At 73.9% G+C, this 14,543-nt stretch carries 14 protein-coding genes; 4 read left to right on the top strand and 10 right to left on the bottom strand.

Annotated features, from left to right (window positions below):
* Entirely contained in the window at positions 1 to 447 is a 447-nt protein-coding gene (locus tag AQI88_RS00650) for a type II toxin-antitoxin system PemK/MazF family toxin (RefSeq protein ID WP_066989999.1), read from the bottom strand.
* Positions 448 to 529: 82 nt separating this feature from the next.
* On the opposite strand from AQI88_RS00650, the gene AQI88_RS00645 reads away from it, so the two are divergent.
* Positions 530 to 2,185 (top strand): hypothetical protein, encoded by a 1,656-nt coding sequence (locus AQI88_RS00645; RefSeq protein WP_079057328.1) that lies wholly within the window; start codon positions 530 to 532, stop codon positions 2,183 to 2,185.
* Here the strand turns inward: AQI88_RS00645 and AQI88_RS00640 are convergent.
* The 4 genes from AQI88_RS00640 to AQI88_RS00625 form a co-directional block, all read right to left on the bottom strand.
* A complete protein-coding gene (locus AQI88_RS00640; protein ID WP_066989996.1) occupies positions 2,130 to 3,617 on the bottom strand; it encodes an SPFH domain-containing protein in 1,488 nt (495 codons plus the stop codon). The genes AQI88_RS00645 and AQI88_RS00640 overlap by 56 nt on opposite strands.
* 133 nt (positions 3,618 to 3,750) lie before the next feature.
* A complete protein-coding gene (locus AQI88_RS00635) occupies positions 3,751 to 3,969 on the bottom strand; it encodes a hypothetical protein (RefSeq protein WP_244184002.1) in 219 nt (72 codons plus the stop codon).
* Positions 3,970 to 3,994: 25 nt separating this feature from the next.
* Positions 3,995 to 5,419: an amidase gene (locus tag AQI88_RS00630; protein WP_066989994.1), complete on the bottom strand. Its 1,425-nt coding sequence runs from the start codon at positions 5,417 to 5,419 to the stop codon at positions 3,995 to 3,997.
* Positions 5,420 to 5,611: 192 nt separating this feature from the next.
* On the bottom strand, positions 5,612 to 6,742 hold the full coding sequence (locus AQI88_RS00625) for a helix-turn-helix domain-containing protein (RefSeq protein ID WP_066989991.1): 1,131 nt from the start codon (positions 6,740 to 6,742) through the stop codon (positions 5,612 to 5,614).
* A 221-nt stretch (positions 6,743 to 6,963) separates the two neighbouring features.
* Between AQI88_RS00625 and AQI88_RS00620 the strand changes: the two genes are divergently transcribed.
* Together AQI88_RS00620 and AQI88_RS00615 are read left to right on the top strand one after the other, a co-directional pair.
* Complete coding sequence (locus AQI88_RS00620; protein ID WP_066991519.1) at positions 6,964 to 9,036, top strand: xanthine dehydrogenase family protein molybdopterin-binding subunit; 2,073 nt, start codon at positions 6,964 to 6,966, stop codon at positions 9,034 to 9,036.
* Between the two features lie 20 nt (positions 9,037 to 9,056).
* Positions 9,057 to 9,515 (top strand): (2Fe-2S)-binding protein, encoded by a 459-nt coding sequence (locus AQI88_RS00615; RefSeq protein ID WP_066989987.1) that lies wholly within the window; start codon positions 9,057 to 9,059, stop codon positions 9,513 to 9,515.
* Between the two features lie 3 nt (positions 9,516 to 9,518).
* Here AQI88_RS00615 and AQI88_RS00610 read toward each other — a convergent pair whose 3' ends face one another.
* The 3 genes from AQI88_RS00610 to AQI88_RS00600 all read right to left on the bottom strand — a co-directional run bounded on the left by AQI88_RS00610 (position 9,519) and on the right by AQI88_RS00600 (position 11,872).
* Complete coding sequence (locus AQI88_RS00610; RefSeq protein ID WP_066989984.1) at positions 9,519 to 10,499, bottom strand: alpha/beta hydrolase; 981 nt, start codon at positions 10,497 to 10,499, stop codon at positions 9,519 to 9,521.
* An 83-nt stretch (positions 10,500 to 10,582) separates the two neighbouring features.
* Entirely contained in the window at positions 10,583 to 10,867 is a 285-nt protein-coding gene (locus tag AQI88_RS00605; RefSeq protein ID WP_066989982.1) for a hypothetical protein, read from the bottom strand.
* A gap of 441 nt (positions 10,868 to 11,308) precedes the next feature.
* Complete coding sequence (locus AQI88_RS00600) at positions 11,309 to 11,872, bottom strand: NAD(P)H-dependent oxidoreductase (RefSeq protein WP_066989979.1); 564 nt, start codon at positions 11,870 to 11,872, stop codon at positions 11,309 to 11,311.
* 100 nt (positions 11,873 to 11,972) lie between these two features.
* Here AQI88_RS00600 and AQI88_RS00595 point away from each other — a divergent pair, with 100 nt between their 5' ends.
* Positions 11,973 to 12,653, top strand: a complete 681-nt coding sequence (locus AQI88_RS00595) for a TetR/AcrR family transcriptional regulator (RefSeq protein ID WP_066989976.1) — start codon at positions 11,973 to 11,975, stop codon at positions 12,651 to 12,653.
* Between the two features lie 7 nt (positions 12,654 to 12,660).
* On the opposite strand, the gene AQI88_RS00590 is transcribed toward AQI88_RS00595, so the two are convergent.
* Positions 12,661 to 13,815, bottom strand: coding sequence for an FAD-dependent oxidoreductase (locus AQI88_RS00590; RefSeq protein WP_066989973.1), 1,155 nt, complete (start codon positions 13,813 to 13,815; stop codon positions 12,661 to 12,663).
* 21 nt (positions 13,816 to 13,836) lie between these two features.
* Positions 13,837 to 14,499 carry a TetR/AcrR family transcriptional regulator gene (locus tag AQI88_RS00585; RefSeq protein ID WP_066989970.1) on the bottom strand — a complete coding sequence of 221 codons (663 nt, stop codon included), beginning with the start codon at positions 14,497 to 14,499 and terminating at the stop codon, positions 13,837 to 13,839.
* Positions 14,500 to 14,543: the final 44 nt, after the last annotated feature.

Genomic DNA, 14,543 nt, shown 5'->3' with positions numbered 1-14,543 from the left:
TCAGGTCCAGCCGTAGCGCTCGTGGAGCCGCTGGCGGACCAGGTTGAACCGCATCCGGTCGAGGGCGCACGCCTCCCGGCGCATGCCCTCCTCGTGCAGCCGCAGCACGCGGTCCACGTCCACCCACGAGTCGCGGCCCGACCGGTCCCAGGGCCCGCTGCCGATCGCCACCCACTCCCGGTCGCTGTCGTGCCGCTTGCTCGACAACTGGACCGCGAGGAAGGTGCCCACCGACTCCCGGGCGACGACCAGCACCGGACGGTCCTTGCCCCGGCCGTCGTTCTCCTCGAACGGCACCCAGGTCCACACGATCTCGCCGGGGTCGGGATCGCCGTCGTGGGCGGGGGAGTACTCGGTGCGCACCCGGCCGACCTCGCGCGGGTCGGCCTCGGTGGTGGCGTGGGGGCCGTAGCGGCCGGGGACATTTTCATCGGTAAACGTGCTCACGCAGGCACCCTAGTGGTCCCATATGCTGGCTGATCAAGGGGTCTTGAGGGCCGGGATCGCATACGGGGGGTATCCGGGGGGCATGCCTACGCCTGAACAGATCTGGGACGAAGCCGACCTGCCCACGCGTCGGCTCGCCGGCCTCGCGCTCAATCCGTCCGCGTCGGAGGACGTCCTGCTGCGGCTGCTCGCTGAAGCACCCCTGGCCGTACGGATGGTGCTGTGCCGGGACCGGGACCTGCCCGGGGCCGTCATGGACGCCGTGATCGCGCATCCCGACCGGCATGCGCGTGGCTTCTTCGCCGTCAACCCCCACGTCGATCCCGCCCAGCGGGCACGGCTGGTGGACGATCCGGACTGGTTCGTCCGCGGCCACCTCGCCGACGGGCCCCGCATACGTCATCCCCACCGGCCGAGGCCACTGCCGGACGAGGTCGTCGTCCGCATGATCCGCACCTACGAGGGCGAACACCTGGGCTCTCTCGGCGTCTACCAGCAGATGTCCGCCGAGCTGATCCGGTCCATGCCCACGCATCCGCTTCCGGAGGTCCGGTGCTGGGGCGTCGGCGGCTGGCATCGGCTGCCCGCCGGCATCCGGGCCGCGCTGCTGGCGGATCCCGACGACACGGTCCGGGAACGGGCACAAGCGATGGCCCGCCTGGAGGACCCGGTCTGGGTGGAGAGCGTGCTGCCCGCCCACCCGTGCCATGGCCGCACCGATGTCCTGCTCCAACGGGCCCTCAGCAGAGCCGTCGTGGACGGCGTCCTCACCGCTCCGGCGCAAGCGGACGAACGGGCCACGATCGCGGGAAACCCCAGTCTCCCGCCCGACGTGGTGGTCCTCCTCGCCGCCGATCCGGACCCGACGGTACGGGAACGGATCGCGCGCCGCCCGGACCTCCAGCCCGCCGAACGTCACCCACTCGTCACCGATCCGGACCCGGACGTGCGCCGGGCGGTCGCGTACCGCGAGGATCTCGGGCCCGACGAGCGCCGGGCGCTCGCGGCGGACTCCGACCCGAAGGTGCGGCTGGCCGTGTCCGTCCACCCCGCGCTGACCGAGGAGGAACGGTCGCGCATCGACTACGAGGTCCCCATGGACTGTCGCTTCGGATTCCGTTTCGTGTCCGTGCTGCCACAGCCCCGGGACCCCGAGGCCGTCCGCCGGAACGCGCTCTCCGGCCACCCGATGCTGCGCCGGAAGGCCGCCGAGGACCATGAGCTGCCGGCGGACCTCGTGGCACGCCTGGCCGAGGACAACGATCTCGGCGTACGGGTGCTGCTGGCCCAGAACCATCCGGACGCCCCGGCGGCACTCCTGCTGCGCAGCTTCCTGGAGTACACCGGCCCCGAACGCGAGAACCTGCTCACCCGGCCGAACTTCCCGCGTGCCGGTCTCGCCACCCTCGCCGACCACGAGGACCCGCAGGTCCGTGCCCTGGCCGCACGGGACCCGGACACCGCGCCGGCCACCGTGGACCGGCTCACCCGGGACCCGGACCCGGACGTACGGGCCGCGCTGGCCCGCCACCCGAACCTTCCCCGGCCCCGGCTCGCGCAACTCCTCGACGACGAGGAACTGGCCCACGCCGCCGCCGCGAACCCGGCACTGGCCCCGGCCACGATCGACCGCTTGCTGACGACGGCCGGCCGGAGCCCTGGAGAGGACCCCGGCCCGGTGCCTAGTCCTCCTGCTCCACCGGAACCTTCTGCGCCGGAGGCGTCGCCACCCCGTTGAGGGAGGGCGAAGTGGCGTTCTGTGCCTGCCCGTTCTGGTTCATCGAGGAGAGCAGCTGGCGGGCGAGGCCGAGGCCCGTGCCGCCCATGGTGAGCGCCTTGGCGAACAGCTCGGCCATGCCGTCGGCGCCGTTGAGCAGCACCATGTTGTCCACGTTGCCGAACGCGGACGCGCCGGCCCGGACGATCTCCGGCCAGTTCTCGGCGAGTTGCTGGGCGACGACCGCCTCCTGGTTCTCGGCGAGGGCGGCGGCGCGGGCCTTGATGGCCTCCGCCTCCGCGAGCCCCTGGGCCTTGGTCGCCTCGGCCTCCGCCAGACCCTTGGCCTGCGCGGCGGCGGCCTCGGCCTCACCGGTGGCCCGGGTCGCCGCGGCCGTGGCCGCACCCCGGGTCTTGGTGGCCTCCGCCTCGGCGCCCGCGGCCGTCTTGACCCGGGTGGCCTCGGCGGCCGCCGCGAGTTCCGTCTCCTTGGCCTTGGCCTCGGCCGCCGAGATCCGCGCGTCGCGCTCGGCCTCTGCCAGCGTCCGCTTCTCGTAGGCCTTGGCGTCGGCGGGCTTGCGGACGTCCGCCTGGAGCTGCTGTTCCCGCCGGTGGGCTTCCAGTTCGGCGACCCGCGTCTCCTGGACGACCACCTCCTGCCGGGCGCCCGCGTCGGCGAGCGGACCGGCCTGGCGGGCCTTCGCCGCCGCCTTGTCCCGTTCGGCCTGGTAGCCGGCCTGCAGGATCTCGCTGTCCCGGGTGGCCTCCGCCATCCGGGCGAACGACTGCTGCTCGGCCTCGGTGGCGAGACGATTCGCCTCCGCCTGCGCGATGCGCGCGTCCCGCTGGACGGCGGCCGCGTGCGGTGCGGCCAGGTTCTGGATGTACCCCGTCGGGTCCTCGATCTCGTGGATCTGCAGCGAGTCGACGATCAGGCCGAGCTTCTCCATCTCCGTACCGCAGGCCGCCCGGGTCTGCCCGGTCAGCTTCTCCCGGTCGCGGATCATGTCCTCGACCGTCAACCCGCCCACGATGGACCTGAGATGACCGGCGAAGACGTTGTGCACCCGCTCCGACATCATCCGCTGCTGGTCCAGGAAACGGCGGGACGCGTTGGCGATCGACACGAAGTCGTCGCCCACCTTGAAGATGACCACGCCCCGCACCTTCAGCGGAATGCCCTGGTGGGTCACGCAGTCCACCTGCAGCTCGGTCTCGTTCAGGTCCAGGGAGACCTTGCGCACCGCCTGCACACCGGGCAGCACCAGCGTGCCGCGCCCGGTGACGATGCGGAATCCCATGCCCTCCTCAAGGCCCTCGGTACGGTGCTTGGACCCGGAGATGACGAGCGCCTCGTTGGGTTCGGCGACCCGCCACATCATCTTGAACAGACCGATCAGAACGAGGACGGCAACGACGGCCGCCCCCGCAACGACGCCGACGATCATCGGCATTCGCCCCCTTGGCATGGTGCCCGTTCGGCACCGAACGAAGGGAGTGTGCGCCTGTGGCGACTCGCCGAGAAGACGCTGACGAATCCTTGTTGCAATCTTGACGCACACCCCCCTCACCTGGGGCGGAGCATGCTCAACTGTCGTAGGCGGCGGTGACGTAGACGGTCCTCGGCGGCAGGTACTCCACCACCATCACCACCGTGCCGTGCTCGATGCGGCCCGTGCCGTCGGCGGCGTAGGCGAGGAAGTGCTCCGCACCGCCGCGCACCCGCACGATCACCTCGCCGACCAGGCCGGGCCCGATCGTCCCCGTCACCCGCCCCATGAGCCCGACCATCGACGCATCGTCCATGGTCACAGGGTACGGGCGGACGCGCTCATGCCGCCCTGGAATCCGCGTCCGGCTCCTTGGGCGGCCAGAGTTCGTGCCAGCGCAGCTCCGCCTCCAGCTGGGCGGCGAGGGAGACCAGCAGGGGTTCGCTGTTCGCCGGGCCCAGCAGCTGAGCGCCCACCGGGAGGCCTGGGCCGACGAAGCCGGCGGGCACGTTCACGCCGGGCCAGCCGAGGACGTTCCACGGCCAGGCGTAGGGGCAGGCGGCGATCATGGCGCGGTCGGTGGCAAGGCCGCCGAGCCGGTACAGGGCGCCGATCGCGGGCGGGGGAGCGGCCGTCGTGGGAGCGAGGATCACGTCGTACGACCCGAAGAACGCCCCGATCCTGTCGTGCAGGACCGCCTCGGCCCGCCGGGCCGCCCTGAGCGGGGCCCCGCCGAGCAGCCGGCCGAGCCGGGCCGCGTCCCGGGTGCGCGGGTCGAGCAGGGCGGGGTCGGGGGTCTCGCGGACATGGTCGGCTATGCCGGCGGTGGCGCGCGGCACGAAGGTCAGCCCGATCTGGCCGTAAGGAGGGTCGGCATCCTCGACGGAGTGCCCCAACGTGCCGAGTTTCTCGGCGAGTTCGAGAACCCGGGCCCGTACCTCCGGGTGCAGACGGGCTGGTACGGCGGTGAACGGCGGCTTCAGCGACAGCGCGATCCGCAGCCGGCCGGGGTCGCGGCCGACCGCGTCCGCCACCGCGAGCGCCGGCGGGCGGTGCGGGTCCCGGTCGTGGTTGCCGCTCGCCGCGTCCAGCAGCAGGGCCGCGTCGGCGACCGTACGGGCCAGCGTGCCGTTGACCGTGATGCCGTGGAAGGACTCTCCGCGCGGCCACGTCGAGATGCGCCCGCGCTGCGGCTTGATGCCGATCAGGTGGGTCCAGGAGGCCGGGATCCGCACCGATCCGGCGCCGTCCGAGCCGAGCGCGGCGGGGACCAGACCGGCGGCCACCGCCGCTGCCGAGCCCCCGGAGGAGCCGCCGGGGGTGTGACCGGTGTGCCACGGGTTGCGGGTCTGACCGAACGCCGGGCCCTCGGTGAACGGCCACTGCCCGAGCTCGCAGGTGTTCGTCTTGCCGACGATCACGGCCCCGGCCGCGCGCAGCCGCCGTACCGCCTCACCGTCCGCCGCCACCGGCGGAAAGTCGCCGGGGCAGCCGAACGCGGTCGGCTCGCCCGCCACGTCCATGTCGTCCTTCACCGCGACCGGTACCCCGAGCAGCGGGCGCCGCGCTCCGGAAGCCAACTCCCGGTCGGCGGCGTCCGCTTCGGCGAGCGCGGCCTCGGCGCGCAGGCGCCGGAAGGCGTTCAGGGTCGGCTGGGTGGCCTCGATGCGGGCCAGGGCCTGCTCGACCAGCGCGCGGGAGGTCACCTCCCCGTCGGCGAGCGCGCGGACGGACTGAGCGAGGCCTGCGGCACGGTCGGGCGTCATGGCGGGGCACCTCCGGGAGCACGCTGTCTACCGAACGGTAACCGCCGGGAGCCGGGTGCCGTACAGGTTTCGCACAGGTGACATCGCGTCAAGTTCACAGCGCTGACGTGAACCTGTCCGCATCCCGGCGGCTGGGCGGCGAGTGTCATCAGGCCGCCGGGATCGGCTTGAGGATGCCGATCGGCGCGTCCTTCAGTTCCGTCTGATCAAGTGTCTCAACGTCAGGGCGAGTTGGAGCCGGAACCGGCCCTGCGGGGTGCGCACCGGCCAGCCCAGCAGGTGTTCGGCGTGGGCGAGGCGGGTCTGGAGCGTGGAGTGGTGCACGCCGGCCTCGGCGGCGGCCGCGCGCAGGCTGCCCGTGGCGGCGACCGCGTGCAGCGTCCGCAGCATCCACGGCGCGTCCGCGGCGGCCGTCTCCACGGCTCGGACGTCCGGGTGCGGCTGCGCACCCGGTACGACGAGATCGGCGAGCAGCCCGATCGCGCCCAACTCGTCGGCGCATACCACCCGTTGCCCGGGATCCAGACCGTCGCCCTCGCCGGTGAACCGCAGCGCGAGCCGGGCGGCCGCCCAGGAACGGGGGAGGTCCAGGACGGGGACCGCGGGGCCGATGCCGAGGCGCTCGGAGCGGACCGCGTCCCCACCGGGTCCGGCGTCCCCGGGGAAGCCGGGGTGCGCGGGTCCGGTTCCGCGCCGTCCGGGCGCCGCCGCACCGCCGCCGTGCGCGGGCAGGGTGTTCCCTGACCGGGTGACGTCCGCCGTCTCCTGCGCCGCGACGATCCGGGGCGGCCCCTCGGCCGGAGCGAGCGCGCGAGCTCGCAGCGCCGGGTCCGCCGTGTCCAGCCCCAGCCGGCGGGCCGCGTGCAACCGGACCGGCTCGGGTGCCGTCGCGTCGAGGACCGTCTCCACCAGCGCCGGGTCCTCGGCAGGTGCCGCCGGCGCGCGGCCCCGGGTGCGGTCGAGCACGGACCGTACGGCTGCGGCGGCCCGCTCCAGGATCACCGCGTCCACCACGCTCGGCCCGGCCTGTGCCCGCTCCAGCCACAGGGCCCCGGGCCCGCCCGGCACCAGCGGTGCGGACGGCCAGCCGGGGTCGGGCTCCGCCGCCGGATCGCGGCGCCGCCCGTCCGGCTCCACCCGCAGCACCACCCGCCGCTCCGCGTCCACCAGCCGCGCGGGGCACCCCGCCAGCACGGCGGCACCGCGCACCAGCGCCTCGACACCGGCCCTGGTCTCGGCCAGCCGGTCGAAATAGGCGATGACCCGCACGGCGGCCCCGGCATCCGGGTCCAGCGCGGCCAGCCGCCCGGCGAGCTCTTTCATACGGCCATGATGCGCCACCGCACCCGCGCGGCCGAGGCAGCGGACCGGATCCGGCAGGCAACCGGCGCGGGGCCGGACCCCTCCTACCTGTCGAGCGATCCGTACCGGGACACGCGCCGCGCCCTTTGTGCCGTGCCCTGCCCGCCCCACGCGCCGACAGGAGCCCTCGTTTGGACCGCACCGAGCCCCCGTCCTCCGCCAGCCTGTCCCGCCGCCGGTTCATGGTGTATTCGGTGGCCGCGACCACCCTGACGGTCGCCGCCCCGCTCGCCTGCACCTCCTCACCCGCACAAGGCGCCGAGCCCGCCCGCGCCGGCTCCGACGTCCTGGTGACCGGCACCGACGAGGAGATGCTGGTCCTGGAGGTCACGGCGGCCAACCACATCGTCGTCCGGCTGCCCCGGGCCGAGGTCGGCCAGGGCATCACCACCGCGGTCGCCATGATGATCGCCGAGGAACTGGACGCCCGCCTCGCCGACGTGCGCATCCCGCTCGCCGACGCCCGCACCAAGGGCAACCAGTACACCGGCGGCTCGAGTTCGGTCAGTTCGCTCTACGCCCCGGCCCGGCACCTCGCCGCCACGGCCCGCGCCAGGCTGGTGACCGCTGCCGCCCGCCGATGGCACCTGCCCGCCTGGTCCCTGCGCACCCGCGACACGATGGTCGTCGCCCCGGACGGGCGCACGGCCACCTTCGGCTCGCTCACCGAGAGCGCGGCCCGGATCCGCCGCACCGCCGTCCCGAGCCGCCCCAAGCCGGCCTCCCGGCACCGGGTGATCGGCCGGCCGACGACCAGGATCGACGCCCGGGACATCGTCACCGGGCAGGCGAAGTACGCCGGGGACCTGGCGGTGGCGGGGGTGAAGCCCACGGTGGTGGCCCGGCCGCCGACGCTCCGGGGCAAGCTGGTCTCGGTCGACGACCGGGCCGCCCGCGCCCTGCCGGGCGTCCACGCGGTCGTCCGGCTGCCCGGCGGGGTGGCCGTCGTCGCGGACACGTTCCACCAGGCCTTCCGCGCCCGGGACGCGCTGCGCCTCACCTGGGCGCCCGGACCGCTCGCCGGCCTTTCGGACGCGCAGATCCGGGCCCGGCTGAAGGCGGCCGTGCCCCGGCTCGGCACCCCGCCGCGCGGATCCACCCCGGTGTCGGGCGAGTTCGCGTTCGCCTTCGTCAGCCACGCCCCGATGGAGGTGCTGACGGCGGTGGCGGACGTCCGCGCCGACCACGCGGAGCTGTGGTTCTCCTCCCAGACCCCCATGGACGCACGGGACGCTGTCGCCGCGGCGGTCGGTATGCGCCCGTCCGCGGTCCGGGTGCATGTCGTACGCGGCGGGGGCTCGTTCGGCCGCCGCCTGAACTTCGACGCGGCGATCGAGGCGGCGCTGGTCTCCAAGGCGGCCCGGCGCCCGGTGAAGCTGATGTGGAGCCGGAGCGACGACATCCGCCACGGCCGTATGCGCCCCGCGAGCCACCACCGGATCCGGGCCAGTGTGGCTGGGGGCCGGGTGGTCGCCTTCGAGCAGGTGACGGCCTCGGTGGCGGAGTCGGGCGACGGCACGGGCCTGTCGGCGCAGGGCGGCGTGAGCTCGCTCTCCGGCCCCCGGCCCAGCGACACGGGACTGTACAACTTCGGCCGTACGTCCGGTGATTCGGGCGGCATCGAACTCGCCGTCCCGCTCGGCGCCTGGCGGTCGGTGGACTCCGGGACGGTGCGGACGGCTGAGGAGATCGTCGTGGACGAGATCGCCCGCAGCCTCGGCCAGGACCCCGTCGCCTTCCGCCGCACGACCCTGCGGAACAAGCGGGTCAGAGCCGTCCTCGACAAGGTCGCGGCGGCGGGCGACTGGGGCCGGGCCATGCCCGAGGGCACCGCCCAGGGGGTCGCCGTGCACGAGGAGTACGGCTCCTGCGTGGCCTGCCTCGCCGAGATCGACACGAGGGACCCGAAGAGCCCCCGGGTGACCAAGGTGGTGATGGCGGCCGACGTGGGCATCGCCGTCAACCCGCGTGGTCTGGAAGCCCAGTTGATGGGCACCGCGATCGACGGGATCTCCGTCGTCCTCCAGGCGGGCCTGCACATCGACCGGGGCGCCGTCCGCGAGGGCAGCTTCGCCGACTTCCGCTACGCCCGCCAACGCCAGGCCCCGCTCACCTTCGAGGCCCACATCCTGCCCTCGACCGGCGAACCGGGCGGCGCCGGCGAACTGGGCGTCCCTGCCGCATCGGGCGCGGTCGCCAACGCCTACGCCCGCGCGACCGGCACCGTACCCCGCACCTTCCCGCTCACCTTCTGACCCACGACCCGAAGGCACCCATGCGCTCGTACTCCTTCACCCTCAACGGCAGACCGGTGACCGTGGAGGCCCCCGCCGACATGCCCCTGCTGTGGGTCCTGCGCGATCTGCTCGGCGTCACCGGCCCCAAGTACGGCTGTGGCGTGGGCGTCTGCCGCGCCTGCACCAGCCACCTCGACGGCGCCGAGATCCAGCCCTGCACGGTCCCGCTCGCCGACTGCGCGAACCGCACGGTCACCACCATCGAGGGCCTCGCCGACGGCGACACCCTCCACCCCGTCCAACAGGCCTGGCTCGACTGCGACGTGGCCCAGTGCGGCTTCTGCCAGCCGGGCCAGATCATGGCGGCCGCCGCCCTCCTGAAGCGCACCCCTCACCCCACGGACAGCGACATCGACACCATCGAGAACATCTGCCGCTGTGGCACGTACGCCCGCATCCGGGAGGCGATCAAGAAAGCGGCGGAGAACGGGGGCTGACCCTCACCGGGCCAACAGCCTCCGCAGCCAGTCCAGTTGGGCCGCCCGGGCCGCCTGGGACAGGGGTGCCTGTGGGGCGAAGCCGTCGAAGCCGTGGAAGCCGCCGGGCCAGACGTGGAGTTCGGCGATGCCGCCGGACTGCCAGATGCGGGAGGCGTAGGCGACGACCTCGTCCCGGAAGGTCTCGGCGGAGCCCACGTCCAGGAAGGCCGGGGGCAGGCCGGACAGGTCGCTCGCGCGGGCGGGGGCGGCGTAGGGGGAGACGTCGGGGCCGCCACGGTGCTCCCCGAGCAGCGCCGTCCAGCCGGTCTCGTTGGCGGTGCGGTCCCAGACGCCGAGGCCCGCCATCTGGTGGCTGGAGACGGTGTCGTTGCGGTCGTCCAGCATCGGGCACATCAGGAGCTGGCCGATGACCGGCGGGCCCTGGCGGTCGCGCAGCAGGAGGGCGAGCGCGGCGGTCAGGCCGCCGCCGGCGCTGGCACCGGCGAGGACGATCCGGTCCGGGTCGCCGCCGATCTCCTTCGCGTGCCGGACGGTCCACAGGAGACCCGCGTACACGTCGTCGATCGGTGCCGGGTGCGGGTGTTCGGGCGCCAGACGGTACTCGACCGACACGACGACCGCGCCCAGCTCGTACGCCCAGGCCAGCGGGCCGTCCACGCCGGCCCGGTTGTCGCCGAGGACCATGCCGCCGCCGTGGACGTGGTAGATCACCGGCAGCGGTTCGGCGGGATCGGCGGACGCGGGGCGGCAGATCAGGAGGGAGACGTCCGGGGCGCCCTGCGGGCCCGGCACCGTACGGTCCTCCACTGCGAAGGCACCGCCCATGCTGAGGTCGAGCCGGCCGAGCAGCTCGATGCCCGCGCCCTGCCGGGCGGCGGGGATCTCGTCCATGGAGAGGCCGGGCGAGATCATGTCCTTGATCAGCTCCAGGGAGGCGGCGAGCTCCGGATCGAAGGGGGGAGGGGGCGGGGTCGGGGACATGGCTTCTCCTCACCTGACGCATGTCACTCATGCGGTGCGTGCGTGCCGCTCGTCCTGCGGCCCGCGTGACGGCCATCGTCTGCCTACCCCGCGCCGCCCGGAGGCCGACAGGCGGCGGAACCTGTCCGCCGGACGGCGGGTTCCCGGGCCGGGGCGGGCCGCACACCCAGGTGCCGCAGCAGGCTCGGCGCGGTGAACAGGGCGACGATCGGGGCGCACACCCCAGCCCGGCCGAACCGCCCGTAGGTCCGCGTGCCCAGCCGGGTCCCCAGGTAGGCGCACGTCATGGAGACGCTGTCGAGACGGTTGTGGCCGTCCGCGCCGAAGGAGTGGATCCGGACCCGGTTGGCCACCGTGCCGGACTGCATGCCCACATCCAGCAGGAGCGTGCCGTCACGAGCGCGACGAGCCCAAAGGCGCGGCCGAACGAGCCCGGGGCGCACCGGCCGGCACCCCCGGTCAGCGCCGACGAGCGGCCGATGTTCGCCTGTCCGGGCGGGGGCGCGGTGCCCCTGTGGGAACCGGAACCCGCCCCTGGCGCCTCCGCGCTCACCGCCTCGGCGTGACTCCGAGCGTCGTCTCCCAGGACCTGCTGGTGCTGCGCCACGGGCCTGGTGACCCGCGTGCGGGACGGACGGCACGCGCTCCACCGGCGCAGCCCGCTGGGCGAGCAGCTCGCGTTCGCTTCACTTCGGGCGCGCTCCGGACGCGGCGCCGAGGCCCCCATGCGGTGACCGGGGTCACGTACACAGTCCGGGACTGCGCAAAGGGGCCGGAGCGGACTCCGGCCCCTTCCTGGTGCATACGGCTCAGGCGGCCGCGGTCTCGCCCACGTTGCCGTGCAGACGGGCGACGACCTCGGTCAGCTGCGCGGCGACCTCGGTGTCGTCGACCGGGTGGGTCTCGGCGAAGCGGGTCACGGAGCCGGGGATGGACAGCTTGATGTCCTCGATCACCTTGCCGCCGGCGATGCCCACGGCCTTGCGGGTGTCGTCCTGCGCCCACACGCCGCCGTACTGGCCGAAGGCGGTGCCGATCACCGCGACGGGCTTGCCGCCGAAGGCGCCGGCGCCGTACGGGCGGGACAGCCAGTCGATGGCGTTCTTCAGGACGGCCGGGATGGTGCCGTTGTACTCGGGGGAGAAGAGGAGGAACGCGTCGGCGCCCTGGGCGGCCTCACGCAGCTTGGCGGCCGCGGCCGGGACGTTGCCCTCGACGTCGATGTCCTCGTTGTAGAAGGGGACCTCGGCCAGGCCCTCGTGGAGCACGACCTCGGCGCCCTCGGGCGCGAGCTTCACGGCCGCCTCGGCGAGCTGGCGGTTGTGCGAACCGGCGCGAAGGCTGCCGACGAGCGCGAGGATGCGAACAGACATGGCGTACTCCAAGGGGCTGAAACATCGCTGTTACGATCCGGACCGAGGTCCGTTTAAGTTTGTATCAGGCTAACCGGACCGCGGTCCAGTTTTGTTCCCCATGCTTTACGCTGTCTTCATGTCCAGCGCCCTGCCGCCCTTCCCGAAGCCTCAGGAGCCCGTCGACGCACCTCAGTTGCTCCAGGTCGAGGAGGGCCCCGACGAGCCCTGCCTGCGCGCCGACGCGGCCCGCAACCGGGCCCGGCTGCTGGAGGCCGCCGCCCGGCTGATCGCGGAGCGCGGAGTGGCGGCGGTGACGATGGAGGCGGTGGCCGCGGCGGCCCAGGTGGGCAAGGGGACGGTGTTCCGCCGCTTCGGCGATCGCACCGGGCTGCTGACGGCACTGCTCGACCACTCGGCGCGACAGCTGCAGGCCGACTTCCTCGGCGGACCTCCGCCGCTGGGGCCCGGGGCGCCGCCCCTGGAGCGGCTGCGCGCCTTCGGTGTGGCGGTGCTGTACCGCTCGGCCGAGCAGCTGGATCTGCAGCTGGCCGCCCAGCCGGAGCCGACCCGCCGGTTCTCCCACCCCTCGGTCCAGGCGCTGCGCACGCACGTCGCGATGCTGCTGCGGCAGATCGTGCCGACAGCCGACTGCGAACTCCTCTCCCAGACGCTGATGGCCTATCTCGACCCCGCCCTGATCAACCATCTGACCCGGCAGTGCGGGATGCCCATGGCGCGGCTGGAGGCCGGCTGGCACGACCTCGTGGCGCGGGTGACGTGCACGGAGCCTTCCGGCTGATGCCTCTTCAGCCGTGGTCGGCGGCGAACATGTCGAGCAGTCCCTGCGGTGCGTCGGCGCGGAACAGCAGTGCGGCGTTGCGGGCGGACTCCGCCGCGGACATCTCGCTGCGCGGGAACAGCTCCTCCTCGTAGGCGGCCAGCGCAGCTTCGGTGTCCCCGGGGTGCGCGGCCAGCGCGAGGCCCAGTTCGGCCCCGTCGAGCAGCGCGAGGTTGGCGCCCTCGCCCGCGAACGGCGACATCAGGTGCGCGGCGTCGCCGAGCAGCGTGATGCCGGGGACCCGGTCCCAGCGGTGCCCGACCGGCAGGGCGTGGATCCGCCGCGGCACCAGCGCCCCGTCCGCGTCGGTGACCAGCGCCTTCAGGCTCTCGTCCCAGCCGTCGAACTCCTTGAGCACGGCCGCCTTGGCCGCCTCGGTGTCGGCGAAGTCGATGCCGTCCAGCCAGTCCTCCGAAGCCTCGACGGCGACGTAGATGTGCAGGCTTGCGTCGCTCTCGCGGTGCCCGAGGAAGCCCCGGCCCGCACCGAGCGCGAACAGCATTCCGCCGCCGACCAGCCGGGCGCTCGCCAGGTGGCGCCGGTCGGCCTGCCGCAGGTCCGCCTCGACGAAGGACACGCCGGTGTAGACCGGCTCGGCGCAGGAGAGCAGGGGGCGGATGCGCGACCAGGCCCCGTCCGCGCCGACCAGCGGGCCGGTGGTGAAGGCGCTGCCGTCCGCGAGCGTCACCTCGTGCCGGCCGTCGCCGAGCGGGCGTGCGCCGGTCACCTTCGCGCCCCAGCGGACGGTGCCCTTTGGCAGGGAGCCGAGCAGCAGGTCCCGCAGTTCGCCGCGGTCGATCTCGGGGCGCCCGCCGGTGCCGTCGTCGCCCTCCTCCAGGCGGACGGCGCCGTCCTGGCCGAGGATCCGCAGGGCCTGGCCGCCGGCGTGGACCCGGGCCAGGAACTCCCCGTGCAGCCCGGCCGCGCGCAGCGCCACCTGGCCGGAGTCGTCGTGGATGTCGAGCATGCCGCCCTGGGTCCGCGCGGCCGGCGAGGCGTCCAGGTCGAACACGGCGGCCTCGATGCCGTGCACGTGCAGCACCCGGGCGAGTGTCAGCCCGCCGAGCCCGCCGCCGACGACGGCGACGGGGTGGTGGGGGAGGGCGGTGGAGGGGGTGGTCATGGTGGCCTCCTGAAGAGGGTGTCAGTCGGGTACGGCGGTCCGCTCGATGCCGTTGACCAGCGCCTGGAAGGCCCAGGCCAGCCGGGTCTCGGGGGCGCCCGACAGCAGGGCGCCGGCCGTCGCGGCGATGTGTGGGTGGGTGTCCTCGGACGCCTCGTGCAGGGCGTGGTGCAGCGCCTGCCAGTCGGCCGGGGACTCCTCCCCGGCGTGTTCGGCGGCGGTCGCGGTGGCGTGCTGGAGCAGCAGGTCGACGCCCCAGGCCGCCCGCTCGCGCGGCACCCCGGCCTCGTCGAGCAGGGCGAGCAGGGTCTCGATCAGGTTCAGGTAGTGCGGGCCGCTGGGCCGGGCTGTCAGTGCGGAGCGGGCGAGGCTCGGATGCTCCAGGAGCATCCGGGTGTAGGCGGTGAGCACATGCTCCAGCCGCTCGCGCCAGGTGCCCTGGGCGGGGGCGGGCCCGACCGTGCCGAGCAGCTCGTCCAGGACGGCCGCGTGCAGTTCGTCGGTGTTGCGGACGTAGACGTACAGCGAGGCCGGGCCCGTGTCGAGCTCCTGGGCCAGCCGCCGCATGGTCACCTTCCGCAGTCCTTCGGCCCGCAGGATCGCGACCGCTGCCGCGACGATGCCCTCCCGGGTGAGCGCGGGCTTGGCGGGACGCTCGCGGCGGGAGCGGGGGGTTGCTGTCATGCCCCGACCGTAACGAACATGTTCGTTGCGAACAAGTTCGCTCC

It is taken from the genome of Streptomyces cellostaticus, assembly GCF_001513965.1.
GTDB classification, from domain to species: Bacteria; Actinomycetota; Actinomycetes; order Streptomycetales; family Streptomycetaceae; genus Streptomyces; species Streptomyces cellostaticus.
Note: the sequence above shows the minus strand (reverse complement) of the source record. Positions and strands in the feature narration are given on the sequence as shown.

What these genes read in the sequence shown, in the direction of transcription:
- AQI88_RS00620 (WP_066991519.1), top strand. Translation starts at nt 6,964, where the DNA reads ATGGTGTATTCGGTGGCCGCGACCACCCTGACGGTCGCCGCCCCGCTC.
- AQI88_RS00635 (WP_244184002.1), bottom strand. Translation starts at nt 3,969, where the DNA reads ATGGACGATGCGTCGATGGTCGGGCTCATGGGGCGGGTGACGGGGACG.
- AQI88_RS00590 (WP_066989973.1), bottom strand. Translation starts at nt 13,815, where the DNA reads ATGACCACCCCCTCCACCGCCCTCCCCCACCACCCCGTCGCCGTCGTC.
- AQI88_RS00600 (WP_066989979.1), bottom strand. Translation starts at nt 11,872, where the DNA reads ATGTCTGTTCGCATCCTCGCGCTCGTCGGCAGCCTTCGCGCCGGTTCG.
- AQI88_RS00615 (WP_066989987.1), top strand. Translation starts at nt 9,057, where the DNA reads ATGCGCTCGTACTCCTTCACCCTCAACGGCAGACCGGTGACCGTGGAG.
- AQI88_RS00625 (WP_066989991.1), bottom strand. Translation starts at nt 6,742, where the DNA reads ATGAAAGAGCTCGCCGGGCGGCTGGCCGCGCTGGACCCGGATGCCGGG.
- AQI88_RS00595 (WP_066989976.1), top strand. Translation starts at nt 11,973, where the DNA reads ATGCTTTACGCTGTCTTCATGTCCAGCGCCCTGCCGCCCTTCCCGAAG.
- AQI88_RS00645 (WP_079057328.1), top strand. Translation starts at nt 530, where the DNA reads ATGCCTACGCCTGAACAGATCTGGGACGAAGCCGACCTGCCCACGCGT.
- AQI88_RS00630 (WP_066989994.1), bottom strand. Translation starts at nt 5,419, where the DNA reads ATGACGCCCGACCGTGCCGCAGGCCTCGCTCAGTCCGTCCGCGCGCTC.
- AQI88_RS00640 (WP_066989996.1), bottom strand. Translation starts at nt 3,617, where the DNA reads ATGCCGATGATCGTCGGCGTCGTTGCGGGGGCGGCCGTCGTTGCCGTC.
- AQI88_RS00585 (WP_066989970.1), bottom strand. Translation starts at nt 14,499, where the DNA reads ATGACAGCAACCCCCCGCTCCCGCCGCGAGCGTCCCGCCAAGCCCGCG.
- AQI88_RS00610 (WP_066989984.1), bottom strand. Translation starts at nt 10,499, where the DNA reads ATGTCCCCGACCCCGCCCCCTCCCCCCTTCGATCCGGAGCTCGCCGCC.
- AQI88_RS00605 (WP_066989982.1), bottom strand. Translation starts at nt 10,867, where the DNA reads ATGCAGTCCGGCACGGTGGCCAACCGGGTCCGGATCCACTCCTTCGGC.